Genomic DNA, 20623 nt, shown 5'->3' on the forward strand with positions numbered 1-20623 from the left:
GCAGTCGAGAACCTACCCCTCGACGATCAGTCGAGTCAGTTTGCTGTCGTGTGGTTTGCGGTCACAACCCCCTCGTTTCGACAGGAGATGTACCGCCGTCTGTCGGTTTTTCTCCGCACGGACCACTTTCACTCCGGTGCGTCAGACGCACGAAAGACGCCGGACGGCGGGGAGTTCCACGTGAAACGAGGGGGTTCGAGGCGTGGGGGCACGTCCCACGCCGGCGTCACGGACGGACAGCGCCGTCGCTCATGGAGGGTGACAGCAAGAAGAAAAGACGGACGAGGCGGACTACTCGTTTTTCAGGCCGGCGCCCTCGACGCGCATGACGCCCTCGCCGTCGGGGAGGTTCGGCGCGTCGACGAGCTTGACGATGCGCTTGTTCCCCTTGGACTTGCGGAGGTAGATGCGGAACGTGGAGGTGTGACCGAGGATGTTCCCGCCGATGGGCTGGGTCGGGTCGCCAAAGAACGAGTCGGGGTTCGAGGCGACCTGATTGGTGACGACCACCGCGGTGTTGTTGAGGTCGCCCACGCGCATCAGGTCGTGGAGGTGCTTGTTGAGCTTCTGCTGGCGGTCGGCGAGCTGGCCGCGGCCGACGTACTCGGCGCGGAAGTGTGCGGTCAGGGAGTCGACCGCGAGCAGGCGGACCGGGAACTCGTCGTCCTGGCTCTCGCTGGCGATCTCCTGGGCCTTCTCGGCCAGCAGAATCTGGTGGTTGGAGTTGAACGCCTTCGCGACGTGAATCTTGTCCAGCACCGACTCGACGAGGTCGGCCAGCAGGTCGTCGTCGGTCGCGTCGGCGGCCTCGTCATCGCCGACGATACCGTGGAGTTTCATCATATCTTCGAGCACGTCGTCGTCCTGGCCCTCGACCATCTGCTCGATACGTTCGGGACGGAAGGTGTCCTCGGAGTCGACGAAGATGGCGCTGCCCTCCAGCCCGCCGTGTTCGGCCGGGAGCTGGACGTTGACCGCGAGCTGGTGGGTCACCTGTGACTTCCCGGCGCCGAACTCGCCGTACACCTCGGTGATGGACTGGGTCTCGACGCCGCCGCCGAGCAGCTCGTCGACCTCGTCGACGCCCCATGAGAGCTTGCCGATCTGCTCCCGTCGTTCGAGCACCGCGGCGCCCGTCTCGAACCCGCCGATGTCGGCGGCCTCGCGGGCTGCGTTGATGATGTCGGAGGCGGAGGACTCGCCGATGTCGGCGGTGTTTGACAGCTCACTCGGGGAGGCCACGGCGATCCCCTGATAGGAGTCAAAGCCGTTGTCTTTGAGCTTCTCCGCTGTCGCGGGCCCCACGCCCGGCAGGTCTTCGAGGTCTGCAGCTTCGGACATGGACGTAGCTTACGCCCGACGGGATATAAACCCCCGTTAACAGCATAGTGAAAGTAAAACTGGGGGACGGCAGTCGAGTAAGTGGGACGCGTATCGGGAGGTTTAGAAGGGAAGGGAGTGGCGGTGCGTCCCAGAGCCGGTGTCGGGCAGGGCGGCGACGCCGGCAAGGGGCGGGCCAGTCGGGACGGAGCCGGTCGAGCGCAGGTGGTCGTACACAGCGATGTCAGGAACCGATATCGTCACTCCCACGGGTGGTCGCCCGCGAGGTCGGGCCAGAGCGGGTACCAGTAGGCCTTGTCGTCCTCGACGCTGAGTTCCCCGTCGAGCGTACTCTCCAGTTTGAACTCCGTCGCCTGGTCGCGCTCGTGGTCGGTATCGGACTTGGGCGCGAACGGGTAGTACGCCCCCCGGCGGAACGAGTACACCCAGTAGGCCCGCTGGTCGCTTCGGTCGTTCTCGAAGCCAAAGAGCGCCGCCAGCAGCCGCGAGCCGTACCGGCGCTCGATGAGCGTGTCGGCGGCGAAGTGGATGGACGTGACGAGGTCGTCGAAGTCGTCGTCGTGAAGGACGACCCACCGGTGGCCGTGGCTGTCGTCGGTGAACTCGGCCTGCGTGCCGGTCTCGGCCTCCCCCGCGTCGAGGATGGCCTCGACCTCGTCTGTGGCCGCCCGGAAGTCCTCGCTGTCCACGTCGCCGAAACACAGCGCCGCGTCGCCGGTCGGAGCGTAGCCCAGTTCGGCCTCCATCGTGATGTGGGCCGTCGACATCCCAAAGAGGTCGTCGGGGTCGGCGTCCCGGGTCGCGTCGGCCTCCGCGCGCATCCCGAGGACGCTCTTGAGTCCGGAAAGCAGTCCCATACGGACACATCGGGCGCGAGCGGTAAGGCGATTGCCGTTCCGGGAACGGCGACGACGCTATCCTCGGTACGTCTCGACCGTCACCCCATCGACGGCGTCGAAATGGTTGTCACCGACCACGAGTGGAACGCCAAGCGACCGCGCAGTGCCCGCAATATAGATATCGCTCTTGTTTATCATCTCGCCGTCGGCGCGGAGAGCGGCGTAGATAGCAGCCGCTTCCGTGGCGGCCTCGTTAGTGAACGGCACCGGCTCTACCCACTCGTACTTCGACAGCGCCTCTTCCTGTGTCATCTCCTGAGTGAGCAGCAATCCCCGATAGACTGCAGAGAGAACGATAGTCGATGCGCCGATCACTTCCTCGTCGTGGGCAGCGAGGTAACCGATTGCAGCGTCGTCGCCGCGGGCGTAATCGACGAGAAACGACGCGTCGACGAGCTTCACCGGTCCCCCGAAAGCCGCTCGTCGATCTCGTCGCCGAGGTCCTCGAGCGAATCGTCAGCGTCCTCAAGGCCCCGAGCGACCGCCGCTTCGAGGTCGGCCGCCGCCTCGTCAGTGAGAAAGCCCGCGTTCGTCCGCCAGTCGGAATCGAACTCGTGGAGAAGGCGGTCGAGCGTCTCGCTGAAGCTCTCGTCACCACGTTTGTGCGCTTTCAGGCGCTCGTAGACGTCTTCCTTGATGCCGATGTTCTTCGAGGCCATCCCTATTTTGTGTATGGGTTTGTGTACCAATCAATCTTGGCCGCTGAGCGGGACCGGTCGTCGCGTCCGAGACGTATCCCGTTCACTCCCGCCAGGCCGGGTCGTCCACGGGGTCGGTATTCGTTCCATGACCCCCGCTCCCGAACGCAGCTACAGCTCCCGCTCCAGCTCGCGCAGCCGTTCGATGCGCTTCTCCGTCGAGGGGTGCGTACTGAACAGCCGACCGATAAAGCCCGAGCGGATGGGGATGATGAAGAAGGCGTTCATCTCGGACTGACCCCGCAGGTCCTCGCTGGGGACCTTCCCCATCCCGCTGTCTATCTTCATCAGCGCGGTCGCTAGCGCTGCGGGCCGACCGGTTATCGAGGCGCCGCCGCGGTCGGCGGCAAACTCCCGATACCGCGAGAGCGCACGGATGAGCAGGAAGGAGAGAATCCACACCACGAGCGACAGGAGGATAGCGACAAACACCGGCGCCTGCTGCTGGCCGCCGCGATTTCGCCCGCCCGAGAACAGCCACCCCCAGCGGACCACCAGAAAGGCGATGGTCGAGAGGAAAGAGGCGATGGTCATCACCATCACGTCCCGGTTCTTGATGTGGGCGAGCTCGTGGGCCAGCACGCCCTCCAGCTCCTCGTCGTCGAGCAGGTCCATGATACCCGTCGTCACGGCGACGGCGGCGTTGTCCTGAGAGCGCCCCGTCGCGAAGGCGTTGGGCGTCCGGGAGTCGGCGACGGCGACCTTCGGCTTTGGCAGGTCGGCCTGCTGGGCGAGCCGCTCGATGCGGCGGTGCAGGTCGGGGTACTCGTCGGGGTCGACCTCGCGGGCGCCCATCGAGTACAGCGCGAGCCGGTCGCTGAAGAAAAACTGCGCACCCATGAACAGCCCCATCACGAGGACGATAGCGACGATACTCTCGAAGTACAGCGTGAGGACGCCGAGAAAGACGATGTAGAGCCCGAACAGGAGGAACATCGTCAGGGCCATGCGCCCGCGGAGCCCCCAGTCGGTTTGCCACTGCATACGTCGACTAGGGAGTCGAGACGCTAAAACCCCCTTATCGTGCTTGCATGTCACACTCGGTTGGCCGGGCGATGGAACGCACGGCTTAAACAGCCCAGTCCAGTATTGGCTGTCAATGAGCCGGTCCGGCGCCTTCTGTCCGAAGTGTGGCGACGAGTTCGAGCCACCCGAGGACCGCCCCGCGCTCCCGGGCGCACAGCGGAACTCCGAGCGGGTGCTGTGTGACGCCTGTTACTTCGAGGAGTTCGACCTGGTGGACGCCCCCGAGACCATCGAGGTCCGGGTGTGTTCCCGGTGCGGAGCGGTCCACAAGGGGAACCGCTGGGTCGACGTGGGCGCGGACGACTACACCGACATCGCCGTCGAGCAGGTCAGCGAGGCGCTCGGGGTCCACGTCGACGCCGAGGCCGTCGACTGGCAGGTCGCGCCCGAACAGCTCGACCGCAACAACATCCGCATGCACACCGAGTTCTCGGGCGTGGTTCGGGGGGTCCCGGTCCACGAGCAGGTGAGCGTCCCCGTGCGCATCGCCCGCCAGACCTGCAAGCGCTGCGGGAAGATAGCCGGGGGCTCCTTTGCCAGCGTCGTCCAGGTGCGTGCCGACGGGCGGGAGCCGACCGACGAGGAGGTAGACCGGGCCAAGACCATCGCCGAGGAGTACATCGCCGAGCGGGAGGCGACGGGGGACCGCAACGCCTTCATCACCGAGACGAACGAGGTCGACGACGGGCTGAACATGAAGATATCGACGAATCAGATGGGCCAGGGCATCGCCAAGCGAATCACGGCCCAGCTGGGCGGGGGCTACTCCGATTCGAAACGCCTCATCAGCGAGGACGAGGACGGCCAGAAGCTCTACCGGATGACCTACGCCGTCCGCCTGCCCCGCTATCGCCAGGGCGAGATAATCGACCCCGAGGACGGCGACGGACCCGTCCTCGTGCGGTCGATCCAGGGGAACCTCAAGGGGGTGCGCCTGGCGACCGGCGAGGCCTACGAGGCCCGCTTCGAGGAGGGGGAAGCGCCCGACGCCCGGCGGCTGGGCTTTCGCGAGGACGGCCAGCCGACGACGCTCGTCGCCGTCGAGGACGCAAACGCCGTCCAGGTGTTAGACCCCGAGACGTTCGAGAGCGTGACCGTCCCACGGCCGTCGTATCTTGACACCGACGCCGACGAGGTGCCCGTGCTGAAGAGCCACGCGGGGCTACACGTCCTGCCGGAAGGCGAGAGCGACGATGCGTGAGGACGAAGCGGAGCCGGCGGAGACGCCCGACACGGCGGCCAAGGGCGAACTCGCGGACGACCGACATCTGGCCGTCGTCGTCGCCAAGCCCCGCGCGGAGTCGGTCATCGACGCGCTCGAAGCGGAGGGCGTCTACGACGACAGCCACAGCGTGCAGTCGTGGGACGACGACGGGGTCGCCGTCCCCGTGACCGCGCCGCCCGAGACGGTCGCGGTGCGTGAGGTCGTCGAGCAGGTCGGCAAGCGGCGGCTGCGGAGCCTGGCCGACCACCTCCGCCAGCGGGGGTGGACAGAGGCGGAACTCGACGCCGCGCCGTCCTCGTGGGCGGTCGTCGGGAGCGTCGTCCTCGTGGCGATGGGCGATGCGCCCCGACCCGGCGAGGTCGGCGAGGCGCTGCTGGCGTTGCACGGCGAGGCCGACACCGTGCTGGCCCGCAACGGCATCAGCGGCGTCCACCGCGAGCCCGACGTGACCGCCGTCGCCGGCGAGGGCGACACGGAGACAGTCCACACGGAACACGGCACCGAGTACGCCCTGGACCTCGCCGAGGTGATGTTCTCGCCGGGGAACAAGGCCGAGCGGGCGCGGATGGGCAACGCCGTGAACGAGAGCGAGCGAGTGCTCGATATGTTCGCCGGCATCGGCTACTTCACGCTACCGATGGCCCGGGCCGGCGCCGAGGTCATCGCCGTCGAGCACAACCCCACCGCCTTCCGCTACCTGGTCGAGAACACGATGCGAAACGGCGTCGACGGGCTGGTCCACCCGTACCGGGCGGACTGCCGGGACGTGATCGAGGCAGGTCTCGACGGCGGCCCCGTCGACCGCGTGGTGATGGGCTACTACGAGGCGAGCGAACCCGACGGTGCGGGCGGGTTCACGTATCTCGACAGCGCCATCGACGCGCTCGCGCCCGGCGGCGTCCTGCACATGCACGAGGCGACCCCCGAGGACCTCGTCTTCGACCGGCCAATCGAGCGGCTCGAAGCGGCCGCCGCCGACGCGGGCCGCTCGGTCGAGGTGCTTGACACGCGCCGCATCAAGAGCCACAGCGAGGGCGTCGCCCACGTCGTCGTGGACGCGCGGATTCAGTAGGCCTGACTCCGCAGTGCCTTTTTGTTGAGTCGTTCGATTACTGGGGGTATGGACGACGGTGTCACGCGTCGAGGTATCCTCGGCGCGAGCGCGGGCGCACTCGCGGCGACGGCACTCGCAGTCGGCAGCGCATCACAGACACAGGGAAGGGACGCCCCGCCGGACTACGGCGGCTGGCTCGACGCCGTCGGCAACTACGACGGGACGACCGTCGACAGAACCGGGCAGTCGACCGTGACCGTCACGGTCGCCGCCGAGGGCAACGGCGGGAACTTCGCCTTCGACCCGCCGGCGGTCCACGTCGACAACGGGGCGACGGTCCGGTGGGAGTGGACCGGCGAGGGCGGTGCCCACACCGTCACGTCGCCCGAGGGCGCCCCGCTCGACTCGGGGGATGCCGTCGCCGAACCCGGCGTCCACTACGAGTATACGTTCGAGGACGACGGTATCTACCAGTACCGCTGTCGCCCCCACGAGGGACTGGGCATGAGAGGCGCCGTCGTCGTCGGCGACGACTACCCGACGCGGACTCCGGGGACGCCGACACCCGAACCGACACCCACCCCGGAGCCGACACCGACCGGCGAGGCGCTGTCGAGCGCACCGACCGGGGACTGGGCCACACGGGAGTACGGGCCGGCAAACCGGAGCTACGCACCTGAAACGAGCGGGCCGGTCGAGGACGTGAGCGAGCGGTGGCGGCTCGGGTTCGGCCACGCTCTCTACGACCCGGTGCTGTCCGACGGGACGGTGTTCCTCTCGACCGACGAGTTCTCGACGGCCGCCGTCGACGCCGCGACCGGCGAACGGCAGTGGGAGCGGGACGTGCCCGGCCGGGTCCGCGCGGTCGATGACGGTCGGGTGTACGTCACGTCCCGTGCCGAAGACTCAGGGGGCGGGTTCGTCTTCGCCCTCGACGCCGACACCGGCGAGACCCAGTGGACCCGACAGGACGCCGAGGACGCCGTCAACGGACTCCAAGTGGCCGACGGACGCGTCTACGCGGCGATAGGGAACACGGTGGAGCGTCTGGACGCGACGCGCGGGAACCGTCGACTGCTCGCCGAAGTCGACGGGGAAGTCATCGGCCTCGCCGTCGTCGACGGGACCGTCTACGCCAGCGGGCAGCGTCACTTCGGAACGAGCCCGCAGACCCCACGGCTGTGGGTGCGGGCCTTTGACGCGGACAGCGGGGCCGAAAAGTGGGCCTTCTCGCAGGAGTCGCACCCGCCGACGCGCCCGAGCGTCGCCGACGGGACGGTGTACGTCGGGAGCGACTCCCACGCGATACACGCAATCGACGCGAGCGACGGCAGCGAACGGTGGACGGCCGAACTCGGCTCCGCCGTCAGGGGGCTGGCGGCCGTCCCCGACGACGCCGCCGACGCGGTCAGCGGGACGGTGTACGCCGGCTGTGGCGACTACTACCTGTACGCTTTCGACGCTGAGAACGGCGACCGACGGTGGCGCACCCGGACCCGCGGGGCGGTCAACACGCCGGCGGTCGCCGGCGACGTCGTCTACGCCGCGAACCGTGGTTACATCATCGAAACGAACGACGACGGCAGCGTCCGCCACGACGAGGACGGCAGTATCGACCGCGACAAGGCCGTCCACGGCTTCGACGGGGGAAGCGGTGAGGTCCTGTGGACCGTCGAACTCGACAGCCAAGTCGCCGACGGGACGACCCCGTCGTACTTCGGGGGCGAGCCGATAGTCGCCGACGGGACCGTCTACGTGACGACCAACGCCAGCGACGGGACGTTCACGCTGTACGCGATCGGCGGTGCGACGGCACAGGGCGGAGCGACGCCGACGCGGACGGCACAGTCGACCGGCGCCGACGGGAGCGGGTTCACGGCCGTCGCCGCCGCGCTCGGCCTCGTGGGCGCCGCCGGCTGGCAGCAGTGGCGACGGGGCGACGACCGGGGGTGAGCGCCCGTCGTAACGCCTAATTGGGTGTCGGGGAAAAGGACCGTATGGACAGACAGCAGATACTCGCCATCATCCTCGTCTTCCTGATGGTCGGCTCGTCGTTCGTCTACGGCGCCGCCTTCCTCATCTAGTCCCAGACGTCCGACAGGGGGTGGCTCCCGCTCGACCGGGACCGGGAGCGGTCGTGCCGACGTTTCGAACTCGCCGACACCCCGGCGAGCGCTCGGTCGGGCGCGAACGCGGGCAGGTCGGGCGCTGCACAGCGGTCGACCTGCTGGGCGAACCAGTCGGGCATGTCGGTGCGTGCGCGCTCGAAGAGATCGAGCAGCGACGAGTCCGCCAGATAGGTCGCGCCGTAGTCGTCGGGCGCCCGCACCACCCGCCCGCAGGCCTGGATGACGGTCCGCAACGCGGTGCGGTAGTACCAGCCCCACTGGCCGTCCTCCAGCCGGCGCGCGACTCGCGAGTCCCGGGTGTTGGGGTAGGGGGCCTTACAGAGTACCTGCCACCGACAGAGGTCGCCCTCCAGGTCCAGAGCCTCCTCCATCTTCACCGAGAGGAACAGGTCGGGGTTGTCGCTGCGCTTCCAGGCCGACAGCGCGCCGTCGCGGTCGGCCTTGTCGTGGCTCCGGACGCGGGGCCCGACGCCGAGGTCGGTCAGCAGCTCGTCGAGTCGCTCCTGAATCGCGTACGAGTGACAGTGGACCAGCCCCTTCTCGTCGGGGTGGCGGGCCATCGCCCGGACGATCGCGCGGGCGACCTTCGGCAGGGTGTCGTCGCGGTGCTCGTAGGTCATCTTCCCCTGCGTGATGTCGTACAGCGGCCGGTTCTCGACGGGGAAGGTGTGGCCCACCTCCACGAGCGCCACGTCCGCCGGGTCCAGCCCGACGTTCCGGCAGAAGGCGTCCTTGTTGAGAATCGTGGCCGACAGCAGCGCAAAGCGGTTCCCCCGGTCCCAGACGGTGTGTTTGAGGTACTTCTCGGGGTTCATCGGCTTGATCGTCACCGGCGCGCCCTCGCCGCCGTTCTGGTCGACGACCCACGTTGTCGCGCTCTCGGGGTCCCGGTAGTCCTCCTGGAACCACGAGAGGTCGCTGCGGAGCTTGTTCAGGGAGTCGCGCTCGGCCACCTCCTCGCCAGTGAGTTCGGCGTTGCCCCGCAGCTCCTTGACCCGACGCTCGGTGACGTGTTCGATGCGCTCGGCGAAGGCAACGGCCTCGTCCAGCCCGTCGAGGTCGGGGATATCGAGGTCGGCCCAGAACGGAATCGTCGAGGGCGACAGCTCGATGGTGGCGTACATCTCGGCCCACTCGCCCAGCCCGTGGGCCTCGTCGACGACCACCACGTCCCGCTTGCCGAACACGTCGCTGCCGGCGGTCTGCATGAAGTAGGCGAGCGTCATCGCCGCGATTCGGCGATTCGAGGCGATGGCCCTGTCCGAGAAGTACGGACACCGGTGTTTGACCTGGCAGTCGAACTCCCGTTCGCGCACGCAGGGGGCCTGGTCGACGGGCGTGTCCGTCTCGCCGGGCAGGATGCAGTCGTAGTTGTTCTTCCCCCGGATGACACAGAGGTCCTCCAAGAGGTCGTCTTCGGCCACGTCATCCAGTTGCGAGACCTGCGGCGTCGTGTAGTAGGCGTCGACGACCTGCTCGGGGGCGGCCTCGCCGGCGGTGCGGGCCGCGCCCGCGATGGCTCTGGCGAGCAGGGACTTGCCGCTTCCGGTCGGGGCTCGAACGAGGACCACGTCCTTGCCGCCCTCGAAGGCCGCGCGGATATCGGCGAGCGCCTGCTGCTGGTTGCCCCGGTGGCTCGGGGCGGGAAACTCGTCGGGAATCCGCGACGGGTACACACCCGAGCGAACGGCCGGGTCGGGGTAAACCTTTCCCGTCGGACGGCAGCCGGCGGTCGGCGTCCACGTGACCGGGCGTGTTCCCTGTTCACACCCACGCGGTCGTGGTAGCGCGACTCTCAGTAGCCTTATACGTTCACCGGCTGTACAGTTATTTGCAATGGCAAACGGTAAGGTTGATTTCTTCAACGACACAGGCGGCTACGGTTTCATCTCGACTGAGGACGCGGACGAGGACGTTTTCTTCCACATGGAGGACGTTGGCGGTCCGGACCTCGAAGAGGGCGAGGAGATAGAGTTCGACATCGAACAGGCCGACAAGGGCCCCCGCGCGACGAACGTCGTCCGCAACTAACTCGGATTTCCGGTCGCGTTAGCGACCACATCTGATACTTTGTTTTACCGACACTCACCGGCGAGTGACCGCGTCGCCCGTCGGCTGGGCTGTCCGCCCGCTACCGAACCCAGTGTTAATCAGTTGATAGTTCGTAGCCACGGGTACCATGGCAGACACGACCAGTCACGAGAGCGAGCGGACCAGAGCTGAAACCGCCGAGTTCCTGCGCGCCATCGCGGACGAGCTGGACGCCGAGAGCGCGCGAATCCGGGTCGCTATCGGGAACAAGCGGGTCCGCCTCTCGCCGCGCGAGCGCATCGCCACGGAGGTGACGGTGACCGAGCGGTCCCGCCGGCTCCGGAAAGACGTCGAGGAGTTAGCGCTGCGGTTCCGGTGGACGCCGACGAAGGCGGCGGCAAACGGGGGCACGCCGGACGAGAGCCGGTCAGAGTGATGGTCGGAACGCTGGCTAGCCCGGTCCTGCAGGGAGCGGTTGCGACGGAGTCACTCGTCAGCGGCGTCTTCGTCTTCCTCGTGAGCCTGCTCGTCGGGACGGTGGCGATAACGCTTGGCGCACAGGCACTCCTCGACCGGGACACGGGCTTTCGGCGGGCGGCCATCACCGCCCTGCTCGGGGCGCTCGTCTACGCGCTGGTAGGCGTGTTCTTCGGCTGGATTCCGCTGCTTGGGCCGGTTCTGATGCTCGTCGCCTGGGTCGGCGTCATCAACTGGCAGTACCCCGGCGGCTGGGGGACAGCGCTGGGCATCGCCTTCGTGGCCTGGCTTGTCGCAGTGATACTCCTCTACGGGCTCGGGCTGCTTGGCATCGCGACCGACGCCTTCGGTATCCCCGGAGTGTAGACACGCCGGCAGCCACCGGCCCGGCGCCGACGGCGAGGGCCCCGCCGTCGACGGTCCCGCGTACGCGTGGTCGGCATTCCACCAGGGGGACTGTGGTAAAAACAAGTCCGCGACTTCCGACCCGGAAACGATGCGTCCGTTGATACGAAGGCGGGGGCCGTCTGTGGCGGTATGTCGTTACAGTTGCCGTCCGACGGCACGGTATCGGCCGCGCTCCGGCGGTGGCTCCTCCGGCCGGTCTGGAACCGCGAGCAGCGGCGACTCCGGGCGCCGTTGCGTGCGGTGCTACCTCTCGTGGTGAGCTTCCTGGCGCTGGCCGCCCTCCAGCCGGCGCTCAGAGCGCGGTTCGACCACCCGGTCGTCGAGACAGTCGAGATGGGCGCGCTCGCCGCCGTGCTCGCGGGGACGGTCCTCCTCAGCGGGCGGCTACTCGACAAGCGACCGCTCGCCGAGTACGGGCTGGCACTGGACCGACAGTGGTGGCACGCGTTCGCCGTCGGCGGGGCGGTGGCGACGGCGGTCCACGCCGTGACGCTCGTCACCGCGCTGGCGGCCGGATGGGTGACCGTCACCGGGTTCGCGGACGGGGCCGGCGCGCTCCCGTTCCCGGCGGCCATCGCCGTCGTCTTCGCCTACATCGCCGTCGCGGCGTCGTGGGAGGAGTTCCTCTTCCGGGGCGCGATGCTGAAAAACCTCGCCGAGGGGGCCGACGGGTACGTGCCCCGATGGGCAGCAGTCGGCGCCGCGGTAGGGCTCAGTGCCGCCGTCTTCGCCGTCCTCCACGGCGGGAAAGTCACCGACCCGACACAGTACGGGTATTACCTCCTGGCCGGCGGTATCTTCGGTGTCGCCTACGTCCTGACCGGGGAACTCGCCCTGCCGATCGGGTTTCACGTGTTCTATAACTTCACGATGAGCGGGGTGTTCGGGTTCGGAGTCTCACAGCGGACACCGGAGCTCATCGTCCTCGACATCACCGGCCCGGCGTTCTGGCTCGGCGAGACCGGCGCGCTCCACACGGTCTCTGCGGCGCTTGGCGGGGTGGGACTGCTCGCGTATGTCCGCTGGCGAGACGGCCAATTAGGCCTCGCCGACCGCGTGACCCGGTGGACGCCACGGAAGTGACAGCTCAGGCGCGGTCGTCCAGCGCCGCGACGTCCGCCGCCCGCACCTCGCGGTCGTCGGGCAGGCGGTCGATACAGTCGTAACACAGGAAGTGCTCGGTGCCATCGCCCAGTTCGAGTACGATACCTTCGGTCGGTCGGCTCTCCTGTGTCCAGATGTTGGCGATACCCCCCGCTATCGAGACGGACTCGCCACAGCCGTCACAGGGCTGGGAGGCCATACCGACGCTACCGGCGACGGACGGAAGGCGTTTGCGCCGATAGCGGGTGGGTTTTAATCCCTTGCCACCCTGTGTCCGTGACATGCACGTTCTCGTGACCGGGGCGACGGGGTTCGTCGGCAGCCATCTCGTCCCCGCCCTCCGTGGCGCCGGTCACGAGGTCAGCGTCCTCGTCCGGGACCCCGACAGCTACGACTCGCCGGCGGGGGTCACCGTCGCCGCCGGTGACCTGCTTGACCCGGGGAGCTTCGAACACGCGCTCGAAGGGGTCGACGCCGCGTACTATCTGGTTCACTCGATGCGGGCTGGCAGCGACTACGCCCAGCGGGACCGCCGGGCGGCGCGGAACTTCCGGGCGGCCGCCGACGCCGCCGGGGTCGACCGGGTCGTCTATCTCGGCGCGCTGGGCGAGGACAGCGAGATACAGTCGCGACACCTCCGCTCCCGGCGGGAGGTCGAGGGTATCCTCGACGCCGGGGCGTTCGAACTGACGACGCTCCGGGCGGCCGTCGTCATCGGTACCGGGAGCGCCAGTTTCCGCCTCATCCGGGGGCTGGCCGAGCAGTTGCCGGTGATGCTCACCCCGCGGTGGGTCCACACGGAGTGTCAGCCGATAGCTATCGAGGACGTAATCGGGTATCTCGTGGGCGTGCTGGCGGACCCCCACACCGCCGGGGAGACCTACGAGATCGGCGGTCCCGAGGTCATGACTTACGCCGAGATACTCCGGCGGACGGGCCGGGTCGTCAGAGGCAGCGAGCCGACTGTCGTCCCGATTCCGATACTGAGCCCGCGGCTCTCGGCCCGCGCCATCGGACTGGTGACCGACGTGCCCCCGACGGTCGCTCGCCCGCTCATCCACGGACTGAAGACGCCCGTCGTCGCCCGCGACGACCGTATCGACGACGCCGTCCCGGTGGAGCTGACCGCGTTCGACACCGCCGTCGAGCGGGCACTCTCGGGGACCCGCGAGCGGGTGTCGCCGGTCGCAGTGGAGGGTATCGGTCAGTGAGCGACGAGACCCCCCGCCCCGAGTACGGCGAGACGTGGGTGTACGAGAGCATCGTCGGCGCGTTGCCGGGCATCAGGTTGCCGACGTGGGCGGCGCTTGCCATCCAGCTGGTCGTCTTCGAGGTCGCCGTCGTCGGCCTCTCGTGGTACTACGACACCTGGAACGTCGCCGTCGTGGCGACGGCAGTCATCTTCGTCGCGACCGTCGGCAGCGTCGAGATGCTCCGCATCAGCACGCTCGTCCGGCGCATCGACGTCCCGCCGACCTACCGGGCGCTACTCTTCTCCTCGAACATGGAGGTGGTGCTGTCGGTGCTTGCCTACATCGCCCTGCTGACACACATCTTCGTCTTCGACCCACAGACGGCGAGTTCACCGTTGCTGAACACGCTCTTTGGCCCGAATCCGCCGGTGCTCGTGGTGTATCTCATGTTGCTCATCCTCTGGGACATCTGCTATCGCATCGGCACCGGCTGGTGGGCCAGCGTCACCGGCCTCTGGCGGTCCTTCCGGTTTCAGTTCGACCCCGAGACGGCCCGGGTGTTCCAGCGAGCGGACATCGAGACGTGGGGCTTTGGCGTGTTACAGCTCGTACTCGTGCCGTTCGTGTTGAACCAGCGCGTGTTGCTCGCGGCCTTGCTCGCTCACGTGACCGCCGTCACTGTCGTCACCGGCGTCTCCGTGGCGCTGTTACAGGTCAGGTCCAGGAGCGGCCTCACCCGGAGTTGATCTGCTTGAACTGGTCCAGCAGCTCCTCGGTGGACTCCTCGCCGTCGTAGTCGACCGTCCCGTGATACGCAGTCCGGTCGTCGTCCTCCGACATGTCGACCTCGTTGTTCTTGCGCTCACGGCGCTCGTGTTCGTCGTCGTCATACGCTCCCATAGACATAAGCTACCACACGTAACGTAGCATGGTATCAATTATCAATGTAACGGCGAACCTTTTTGTTCCGGGAGTGCAGTCCCGCCGGCGGAGGTTCACACGAGCCGTCGTCACGCTGTTCCCGGAGTGGGGAGCCAAACGAGAGGGTCAGTAAAGCTGCTGGAACCGGTCCACACCGGCGTCGGTGCCGGCGATGACGAGGCTGTCCTCGTACGCGATCCGCACGTCCGGGCCGAGGTCGGTCAGCACCGTCCCGTTGCGCTCGACGGCGACCACGGTGCAACCGGTCCGCGAGCGGACATCGGCCTCGCCAAGCGTAGTCCCGGCCAGGTCACCGGCGTCGGTCCGGATTATCTCGACTTGCTGGTCCATCGAGATCACGTCCTCGTCTTCGAGGATCGTCGAAGCGAGCATCCGGCCGCTAACCGTGGCCAGAGAGAGGACGTAGTCGGCGCCGGCACGGTACATCTTCCTGACGTTTTCGGTCTCCTCGGCGCGGGCGATGACCTCGACATCGGGGTTCAGGTCGCGGACAACGAGCGTGGCGAACTCGGTGTCGGTGTCTTCCGAGAGCGCGAGGATGACGGTGCGGGCGTCCTCGACGCCGGCGGCCCGCAGGTCGTCCGGTTCGATGGCATCGCCGACGGTGTCGACGCCGTCTTTCCCGTCCTTGTCGAGGACCGTGTAAGGGACGGACGCGGTCTGTAGCGCCTCAGCGACGGTCTGACCGACCTCGCCGTAGCCGACGATGACCGTCTCGCCGCGGCGAAACCCCCGCACGGTCGAGAGGGTCCGTGATTTCAGCTGTTCGAGCTGTCGGGCCGTCCCGGCGGCGAGCAACACAGTCGAGCCGTCGAGTTCGGCGTCGGGCGAAGGCGGGCTGACGAACTCGCCGCGGAACCACGCGCCGATGACGTTGACGCCGGTCTCCTCGCGAATCCCGCTGTCGGCCAGCGTGGTGCCGACGAGGTCACTGCCCCGGTGGACGGGCAGCTCGGCGATGTCGAAGTCCTTCCCGACCTCGATGGAGTCGCCAAGCGTCGTCGAGACGCCCGTCGTCACCTTGCTGGCGAGGCTCTCGCCCAGCAGCCGGCGCGGCGAGAGGACGGCGTCGGCGCCCGCGAGGTCGTGATACTTGGCGCGGTCGGGCTCTTTGACGACGCTCACCGTCCGGACGTGCTCGTCGACCTCCCCGGCTGTGAGGACGATGCTGGTGTTGACCTGGTCGGAGGCGTCGGCGACCAGCGCCCGGGCGTCGGTGAGCCGGGCCCGTTCCAACCCCTCGACGGACTGGGGGTCGGCATGGATAACGTGATAGCCCGCCTCGTGGAGGGTGTCGGCGCGGTCGCTGTCGGGTTCGACGATCAGATAGTCGACATCCCACGACTCCAGTTCGGCTATGAGCGTCTCGCCGCGGGGCGTGAAGTGACAGATGACGACGTGGTCCTTGATGTCGTCTTCGAGGGCGGTCGGCGCCGTCGTCTCCATGGCCTCCTCGAACAGCGGGAAGAGCAACACCGGCAGGGCCAGGAAGATGAGGACCACGCCCGTGAGGTCCATCACGACGATAAACAGCCGCATCACGTCGGTCGACCAGGGGGAGTCGGAGCCATATCCCGTCGTGGTGAAGGTCTCGACGACGACGCGGAGCGAGCGGGTAAACGGCTGCGGGCTGTTCTCGACAGTGGCCATCAGGTAGTCGTAGGCCAGCGCGTACCCGAGCATCACGGCGACGAGCCCGGCGACGTAGATTACCGTCCGCCGCTGCCACGTGTCCATCTACCCCGTACGTTGCCGAGGCCGCGTAAAACAGTTCTGACAGCCGGCTGTCCAGTCAACAGCTTATATGTAGCCCCGTCCTGACACGGGAGTGGTATTTTCCTCGTATAGCCTCCTCGTCTCCCGGTTACACTTTCACTCCGGTTCGGCTGGGTTTAAGTGTCGCCGACTGTTCCGTTTATTCGCAGTCACACGCTCCCTCCCTATCCGTTTTCGGCGGTCCAAACAGCATAACACGCCACGGCCAGTAGCCAGTGCCATGCTCTCGTTCGAAGACGTGCAGGCGGCGCGCGACCGGGTCGCCGAGACGACCCGACAGACACCGCTCGAGTACTCCCATACCTTCTCCGCGATGACCGGCGCCGAGATACACCTGAAGCTCGAACTGTTCCAGCGGACCGGCTCGTTCAAGCTCCGGGGTGCCACCAACCGCATCGCGACGCTCTCGGCGGCCGAGCGCGAAAACGGCGTCGTCACGGCCAGCGCCGGCAACCACGCACAGGGAGTCGCGCTGGCGGCCACCCGCATCGGCGTCGACTCGACCATCGTGATGCCCGAACACGCCCCCATCTCGAAGGTGAAAGCCACCCGGAGCTACGGGGGAAACGTGGTGCTGGCCGGCGAGGACTACGACGAGGCCGCAGAGCGCGCCCACGAGATCGAGCGAGCGGAGGGCCGCACCTACGTCCACGCCTTCGACGACGACTACGTGATGGCCGGCCAGGGGACGATCGGCCTCGAAATCTACGACGAACTCCCCGAGGTCGACACTGTGGTGGTCCCGATCGGCGGCGGCGGGCTCATCAGCGGTATCGCCACCGCACTCGACGGGCTTGACCCGTCGGTTCGCGTCGTCGGCGTCCAGGCCGAGGGGGCCTCCAGCGTCGCCGAGTCCCTGGAGAAGGGTCACCGCATCGAACGGGACAGCGTCGAGACCATCGCCGACGGCATCGCCACCCGCACGGTGGGCGAGCGCACGTTCGAGATAATCGAGGAGCGCGTCGACGAGGTCGTGACCGTGACGGACTCCGAAATCGCGGTGGCGCTTACGACCCTGCTGGAGCGGTCGAAGACGCTCACGGAGGGCGCCGGGGCCGTCGCCCTCGCGGCCGTCACCGAGGAGAAGTTCGACTACGCTGACGGGGAAATCATCGTCCCGGCGCTGTGTGGCGGCAACATCGACCTGAACACGCTGACGAACGTCATCGTCCGCGGGCTCGTCGAGACCGGCCGGTACCTCCGTCTCAAAACGGTGCTGAAAGACCGCCCCGGTGCCTTAGAGGAACTCGTGGGCGTCCTCTCCGAACAGCAGGTCAACATCTACGCCATCGAACACGACCGCACGAACCGGGACGTGGCGATGAACGACGCCGAGGTGGAACTGGACCTCGAAACCCGCGGTCCGGACCACGTCGACGACCTGCTTGCGGCGTTGCGGGATCAGGGCTACCCCGTCGAGGTGCTGGTCTGACGGGGCTTTTATACGGTTTGCGGGCCCGCACTCTGGTATGAAAGACATCGTCCACACCGACGACGCGCCCGCCGCCGTCGGCGCGTACAGCCAGGCCACCGCCACCGACGACCTCGTCTTCACCGCCGGCCAGATCCCGCTGACGCCCGACGGGGACCTGCTCGACGACGCGCCGGTCGCCGAGCAGACCGAACAGGCACTCGAAAACGTCGCGGCCGTCCTCAGCGAGGCCGGTTCGGGGATGGACGACGTGTTGAAAGTCAGCGTCTTCCTCGACGACATCGACGACTTCGACGAGATGAACGACACCTACGCCGACTTCTTCGACGAGGCGCCACCCGCCCGCTCGGCCGTCGGCGTCGACGCGCTCCCGAAGGGAGTCGCCGTCGAAATCGAGGCCGTCGCCGTCCGCTGATGCACCCCCGAACACGGTCCAGCCTGCTGTGGGGCGTCGTCGGCGCGCTGACCTTCCTCGTGCTCCTGCAGGGGTACGAGCTGCTCGCCGGCCAGCGGGTGACCGTCGCCGCGAAAGCCGGCGTCGGCCTCGCCGTGCTGGTCGGTGCCACGGCGCTCAGCCACGCCGCCCGGGGCCGCCTGCCCGGAAACGAAAGCCCTTAACCGAACGCCCTCCCACTCTCGCCTGCGAGCCAGGATGGCCGAACGGTAAGGCGCACGCCTGGAAAGCGTGTTCCCTTTCGGGATTCTGGGTTCAAATCCCAGTCCTGGCGCTTTCTGCTCCGAGCAATACGCGAGGAGCGAAGCGTCCCGACTGAGATTTGAGCACGGGAGTCGCAGCCCCGGGAGCGCAGCGAAGCGAGCACCCCGGAACGTCTCCCACCTGTTCAAATCCCAGTCCTGGCGTACCACCTTTTTCATCGTCGCCCTTCCTCGCGAGCCTGCGGCTCGCTGTGGAGAGGGCTCCTCGAAAAACGTGGGCGAAAAAGGCCGGACGCTCACTGCGTTCGCGTCCAGTGAAACCGCGCCTTCGGCGCGGTATGCTACTGCACCGCGACAACGGGAATTTAGAAAGCTATAGCGCCCGCAAGCATTCCTCACAGTACGTGTAGCCCGCCGCGTTCTCCGTCCCACAGTGCTTGCAGCACACGCCGACGACTTCGCTGCTGTGTGCGTCTGGTGGGTCGGGCCCGCCCCACCGCAGTCACTCACGACCCTCCATCGCGATGTCGCACAGCACCGGCACCGCCGCCACGAGCGCGACCAGCGCCAGCACGGTCGCGGTGAGGACGTACAGTTCGCCGGCCGTGACCATACCGGGGGTTCGGTCCCCACAGGGGTAGCTCCTCGGTCGCTACAGCCCGCGGTAGAGCTCCAGCGTGTACCCCTCGGGGTCCTCGACGAAGGCGGCGTAGGCGCCCGCGGGCTCGATTTCGGTTGGCTCCAGCACCGCCGCACCGCCGGCGTCGAGGGCGGTCTGGAAGGTCGCCTCGACGTCGTCGACGGTGAAGGCGACGTGGTCGGTGTCGGCCCGAGACGGGGCGACAGGCGTCGTCCGGTCGGGGTCATAACGCAACTGGAGGGCGCTGTCACTGCCCGGTTTCCCGACGTAGACGTTCTCGACGCCGTCGAGCGTGAAGCGGTGGCTCTCCTCGAAGCCGAGGGCGCCGTAGAATTCGAGCGCGCGGTCGAGGTCGGCGACGCAGATAGCGACGTGTGCCAGGTCCATACCGGCTGGTGTGTCCGGCCACGGAAAGACTGTACCGGTCCCTACTGCACCTGCGCGACGGCGCGGGCCTCGTCCAGCAGCGTCGGCACCTCGACGGCCTGGCCGGTCTCGCTGCTCTCGATGGCGGCAAAGACAATAGCCATCGACCGCAGGGTCGACGCCACGTCGGTCGGCATCGGCTCGCCGCCGCCGAGCCAGTCACAGAACTGCTCGATGAGCCAGGCGTTGGTCCAGGTCGCTCGCTCGACGGGCGGGACGTGTTCGCCGTCGTCCCGGCCGACGCTCTCCCCGGCCCGCTCGGCGTCGCGGCCGAACCGCTCGACGTTCCGGTTGTCGAGCACGATAGTCTCGTCGGCACACTCGGCGCGGAACTGCTCGTGGCCCCAGCCGTTGAGCGTGGTCGCGTTGGCGTAGCTGCCCTCGTAGTGGGCGCGGGTGCCGTCGGCGAAGGTAAGCGTCACCATCCCCGTGCAGTCGCCCCGGTAGTCCGCCCCATCCGGTACCCAGGTGTCGGCGTACACCCGCTCGCAAGGGGCGTCGACGAGCGAGGCGAGCATGTCGAGATGGTGGACGGCCCCATCGAGCAAGAGCATGTCCTCCATCTCGTGGACGTACGGCGAGTAGTGACCGCGCTCCCGCACACTGCCGGTGAAACGAGCCGTGAGATAATCCACCGGGCTGGCCCCCTCGACGGCCCGCCGGAACGTCGTCTTGTCCTGGTCGAACCGGTGGGTCATCGTCAGCCCCATCTTCGCGCCCGCCGCCTCGACCGCCCGCGCGATACGCACGGAGCCTTCCAGCGTGTCGGCGATGGGTTTCTCCGAGAGGATGTCCAGGCCGTGGGCAAGCGCCGTCTCGATGACCGGTTCGTGGGCCGCCGGCGGCGTGACGACCGAACAGAAGTCGGCCTCGCGCTCGGTCAGCGCGGTATCGAGGTCGGTGTAACAGCGGTCCGGGGACAGCCCGAGTTCGTCCCGCGCCAGTTCGTGTCGCTCGGGGTCAGTATCGACCGCGGCGACGACCTCGATTCGGCCCGCCTCGACGTTTGGCGGGATTGCCTCGGTGAGCCAGGTCCGCCCCTGACCACCGAGCCCGACGTGTACCATCCGATAAGTCATGCCTATCGATGCGTCTGGAGCCATAAAGCTCGCACTATTGGTTCGTTGTCATACATTACTATTCCAGTACGACGCCCTCGACTACC

Annotated in this window: 24 protein-coding genes and 1 tRNA gene; 13 read left to right on the forward strand and 12 right to left on the reverse strand. The window is 67.6% G+C overall.

Annotated elements, in window-relative coordinates:
• Positions 1-291: 291 nt before the first annotated feature.
• From radA to htpX, 5 genes are all read right to left on the reverse strand, one after another.
• Positions 292-1341 carry a DNA repair and recombination protein RadA gene (gene radA / locus VJ162_RS12635; protein WP_324664784.1) on the reverse strand — a complete coding sequence of 350 codons (1050 nt, stop codon included), beginning with the start codon at positions 1339-1341 and terminating at the stop codon, positions 292-294.
• A 239-nt stretch (positions 1342-1580) separates the two neighbouring features.
• Positions 1581-2198, reverse strand: a complete 618-nt coding sequence (pspAB, locus tag VJ162_RS12640) for a PspA-associated protein PspAB (RefSeq protein ID WP_324664786.1) — start codon at positions 2196-2198, stop codon at positions 1581-1583.
• A 57-nt stretch (positions 2199-2255) separates the two neighbouring features.
• Positions 2256-2642 (reverse strand): PIN domain-containing protein, encoded by a 387-nt coding sequence (locus VJ162_RS12645; protein ID WP_324664788.1) that lies wholly within the window; start codon positions 2640-2642, stop codon positions 2256-2258.
• The gene (locus VJ162_RS12650; protein WP_324664790.1) at positions 2639-2899 is read right to left on the reverse strand and encodes an antitoxin VapB family protein; all 261 of its coding nucleotides are present in this window, start codon (positions 2897-2899) and stop codon (positions 2639-2641) included. Before VJ162_RS12650 ends, VJ162_RS12645 begins: the two co-directional genes overlap by 4 nt.
• A gap of 150 nt (positions 2900-3049) precedes the next feature.
• Positions 3050-3922 carry a zinc metalloprotease HtpX gene (htpX, locus tag VJ162_RS12655; RefSeq protein ID WP_324664792.1) on the reverse strand — a complete coding sequence of 291 codons (873 nt, stop codon included), beginning with the start codon at positions 3920-3922 and terminating at the stop codon, positions 3050-3052.
• Positions 3923-4037: 115 nt separating this feature from the next.
• On the opposite strand from htpX, the gene VJ162_RS12660 reads away from it, so the two are divergent.
• From VJ162_RS12660 to VJ162_RS12675, 3 genes are read left to right on the forward strand one after another with little or no spacing between them, the layout of a single operon-like run.
• The gene (locus tag VJ162_RS12660) at positions 4038-5165 is read left to right on the forward strand and encodes a 60S ribosomal export protein NMD3 (RefSeq protein ID WP_324664794.1); all 1128 of its coding nucleotides are present in this window, start codon (positions 4038-4040) and stop codon (positions 5163-5165) included.
• Positions 5158-6261, forward strand: a complete 1104-nt coding sequence (locus VJ162_RS12665) for a class I SAM-dependent methyltransferase (RefSeq protein WP_324664796.1) — start codon at positions 5158-5160, stop codon at positions 6259-6261. Before VJ162_RS12660 ends, VJ162_RS12665 begins: the two co-directional genes overlap by 8 nt.
• Positions 6262-6309: 48 nt before the next feature.
• Positions 6310-8196: a halocyanin domain-containing protein gene (locus VJ162_RS12675; protein ID WP_407066861.1), complete on the forward strand. Its 1887-nt coding sequence runs from the start codon at positions 6310-6312 to the stop codon at positions 8194-8196.
• 127 nt (positions 8197-8323) lie between these two features.
• Here VJ162_RS12675 and VJ162_RS12680 read toward each other — a convergent pair whose 3' ends face one another.
• A complete protein-coding gene (locus VJ162_RS12680; RefSeq protein ID WP_324664797.1) occupies positions 8324-10048 on the reverse strand; it encodes an ATP-dependent DNA helicase in 1725 nt (574 codons plus the stop codon).
• A gap of 160 nt (positions 10049-10208) precedes the next feature.
• On the opposite strand from VJ162_RS12680, the gene VJ162_RS12685 reads away from it, so the two are divergent.
• From VJ162_RS12685 to VJ162_RS12700, 4 genes are all read left to right on the forward strand, one after another.
• Complete coding sequence (locus VJ162_RS12685) at positions 10209-10403, forward strand: cold-shock protein (protein ID WP_166967680.1); 195 nt, start codon at positions 10209-10211, stop codon at positions 10401-10403.
• A 148-nt stretch (positions 10404-10551) separates the two neighbouring features.
• Positions 10552-10839, forward strand: coding sequence for an amphi-Trp domain-containing protein (locus VJ162_RS12690; RefSeq protein WP_324664799.1), 288 nt, complete (start codon positions 10552-10554; stop codon positions 10837-10839).
• Positions 10839-11246 carry a hypothetical protein gene (locus VJ162_RS12695; RefSeq protein WP_324664800.1) on the forward strand — a complete coding sequence of 136 codons (408 nt, stop codon included), beginning with the start codon at positions 10839-10841 and terminating at the stop codon, positions 11244-11246. Before VJ162_RS12690 ends, VJ162_RS12695 begins: the two co-directional genes overlap by 1 nt.
• Before the next feature lie 171 nt (positions 11247-11417).
• Positions 11418-12371, forward strand: a complete 954-nt coding sequence (locus VJ162_RS12700; RefSeq protein ID WP_324664801.1) for a CPBP family intramembrane glutamic endopeptidase — start codon at positions 11418-11420, stop codon at positions 12369-12371.
• Between the two features lie 4 nt (positions 12372-12375).
• Here VJ162_RS12700 and VJ162_RS12705 read toward each other — a convergent pair whose 3' ends face one another.
• A complete protein-coding gene (locus VJ162_RS12705; RefSeq protein ID WP_324665117.1) occupies positions 12376-12591 on the reverse strand; it encodes a DUF7561 family protein in 216 nt (71 codons plus the stop codon).
• 82 nt (positions 12592-12673) lie between these two features.
• Between VJ162_RS12705 and VJ162_RS12710 the strand changes: the two genes are divergently transcribed.
• Together VJ162_RS12710 and VJ162_RS12715 are read left to right on the forward strand one after the other, a co-directional pair.
• The gene (locus VJ162_RS12710) at positions 12674-13603 is read left to right on the forward strand and encodes an NAD(P)H-binding protein (protein WP_324664803.1); all 930 of its coding nucleotides are present in this window, start codon (positions 12674-12676) and stop codon (positions 13601-13603) included.
• Positions 13600-14331, forward strand: coding sequence for a DUF7530 family protein (locus VJ162_RS12715; RefSeq protein WP_324664805.1), 732 nt, complete (start codon positions 13600-13602; stop codon positions 14329-14331). The genes VJ162_RS12710 and VJ162_RS12715 overlap by 4 nt, the downstream gene beginning before the upstream one ends.
• Here VJ162_RS12715 and VJ162_RS12720 read toward each other — a convergent pair.
• Both VJ162_RS12720 and VJ162_RS12725 read right to left on the reverse strand, forming a co-directional pair.
• Positions 14318-14491, reverse strand: coding sequence for a DUF5786 family protein (locus VJ162_RS12720; protein ID WP_324664806.1), 174 nt, complete (start codon positions 14489-14491; stop codon positions 14318-14320). The two genes, VJ162_RS12715 and VJ162_RS12720, sit on opposite strands and share 14 nt — an antisense overlap.
• A 141-nt stretch (positions 14492-14632) precedes the next feature.
• A complete protein-coding gene (locus VJ162_RS12725; RefSeq protein ID WP_324664807.1) occupies positions 14633-16264 on the reverse strand; it encodes a potassium channel family protein in 1632 nt (543 codons plus the stop codon).
• A gap of 259 nt (positions 16265-16523) precedes the next feature.
• Between VJ162_RS12725 and ilvA the strand changes: the two genes are divergently transcribed.
• The 4 genes from ilvA (at position 16524) to VJ162_RS12745 (ending at position 18463) form a co-directional block, all read left to right on the forward strand.
• Positions 16524-17735: a threonine ammonia-lyase gene (gene ilvA / locus VJ162_RS12730; RefSeq protein WP_324664808.1), complete on the forward strand. Its 1212-nt coding sequence runs from the start codon at positions 16524-16526 to the stop codon at positions 17733-17735.
• Between the two features lie 37 nt (positions 17736-17772).
• Positions 17773-18150 (forward strand): Rid family detoxifying hydrolase, encoded by a 378-nt coding sequence (locus VJ162_RS12735; RefSeq protein WP_324664809.1) that lies wholly within the window; start codon positions 17773-17775, stop codon positions 18148-18150.
• Positions 18150-18353 carry a hypothetical protein gene (locus tag VJ162_RS12740; protein ID WP_324664810.1) on the forward strand — a complete coding sequence of 68 codons (204 nt, stop codon included), beginning with the start codon at positions 18150-18152 and terminating at the stop codon, positions 18351-18353. The genes VJ162_RS12735 and VJ162_RS12740 overlap by 1 nt, the downstream gene beginning before the upstream one ends.
• Positions 18354-18381: 28 nt before the next feature.
• Positions 18382-18463 (forward strand) — tRNA-Ser (locus VJ162_RS12745).
• Positions 18464-18765: 302 nt separating this feature from the next.
• On the opposite strand, the gene VJ162_RS18605 is transcribed toward VJ162_RS12745, so the two are convergent.
• The 3 genes from VJ162_RS18605 to VJ162_RS12755 all read right to left on the reverse strand — a co-directional run bounded on the left by VJ162_RS18605 (position 18766) and on the right by VJ162_RS12755 (position 20537).
• Complete coding sequence (locus VJ162_RS18605; protein ID WP_455429320.1) at positions 18766-18840, reverse strand: DUF7577 domain-containing protein; 75 nt, start codon at positions 18838-18840, stop codon at positions 18766-18768.
• Positions 18841-19044: 204 nt separating this feature from the next.
• The gene (locus tag VJ162_RS12750) at positions 19045-19419 is read right to left on the reverse strand and encodes a VOC family protein (protein ID WP_324664812.1); all 375 of its coding nucleotides are present in this window, start codon (positions 19417-19419) and stop codon (positions 19045-19047) included.
• 41 nt (positions 19420-19460) lie between these two features.
• Entirely contained in the window at positions 19461-20537 is a 1077-nt protein-coding gene (locus VJ162_RS12755) for a Gfo/Idh/MocA family protein (RefSeq protein ID WP_324665118.1), read from the reverse strand.
• Positions 20538-20623: the final 86 nt, after the last annotated feature.

Origin of the sequence: Haloarcula sediminis, from assembly GCF_035656455.1 — an archaeon.
GTDB classification, from domain to species: Archaea; Halobacteriota; Halobacteria; order Halobacteriales; family Haloarculaceae; genus Haloarcula; species Haloarcula sediminis.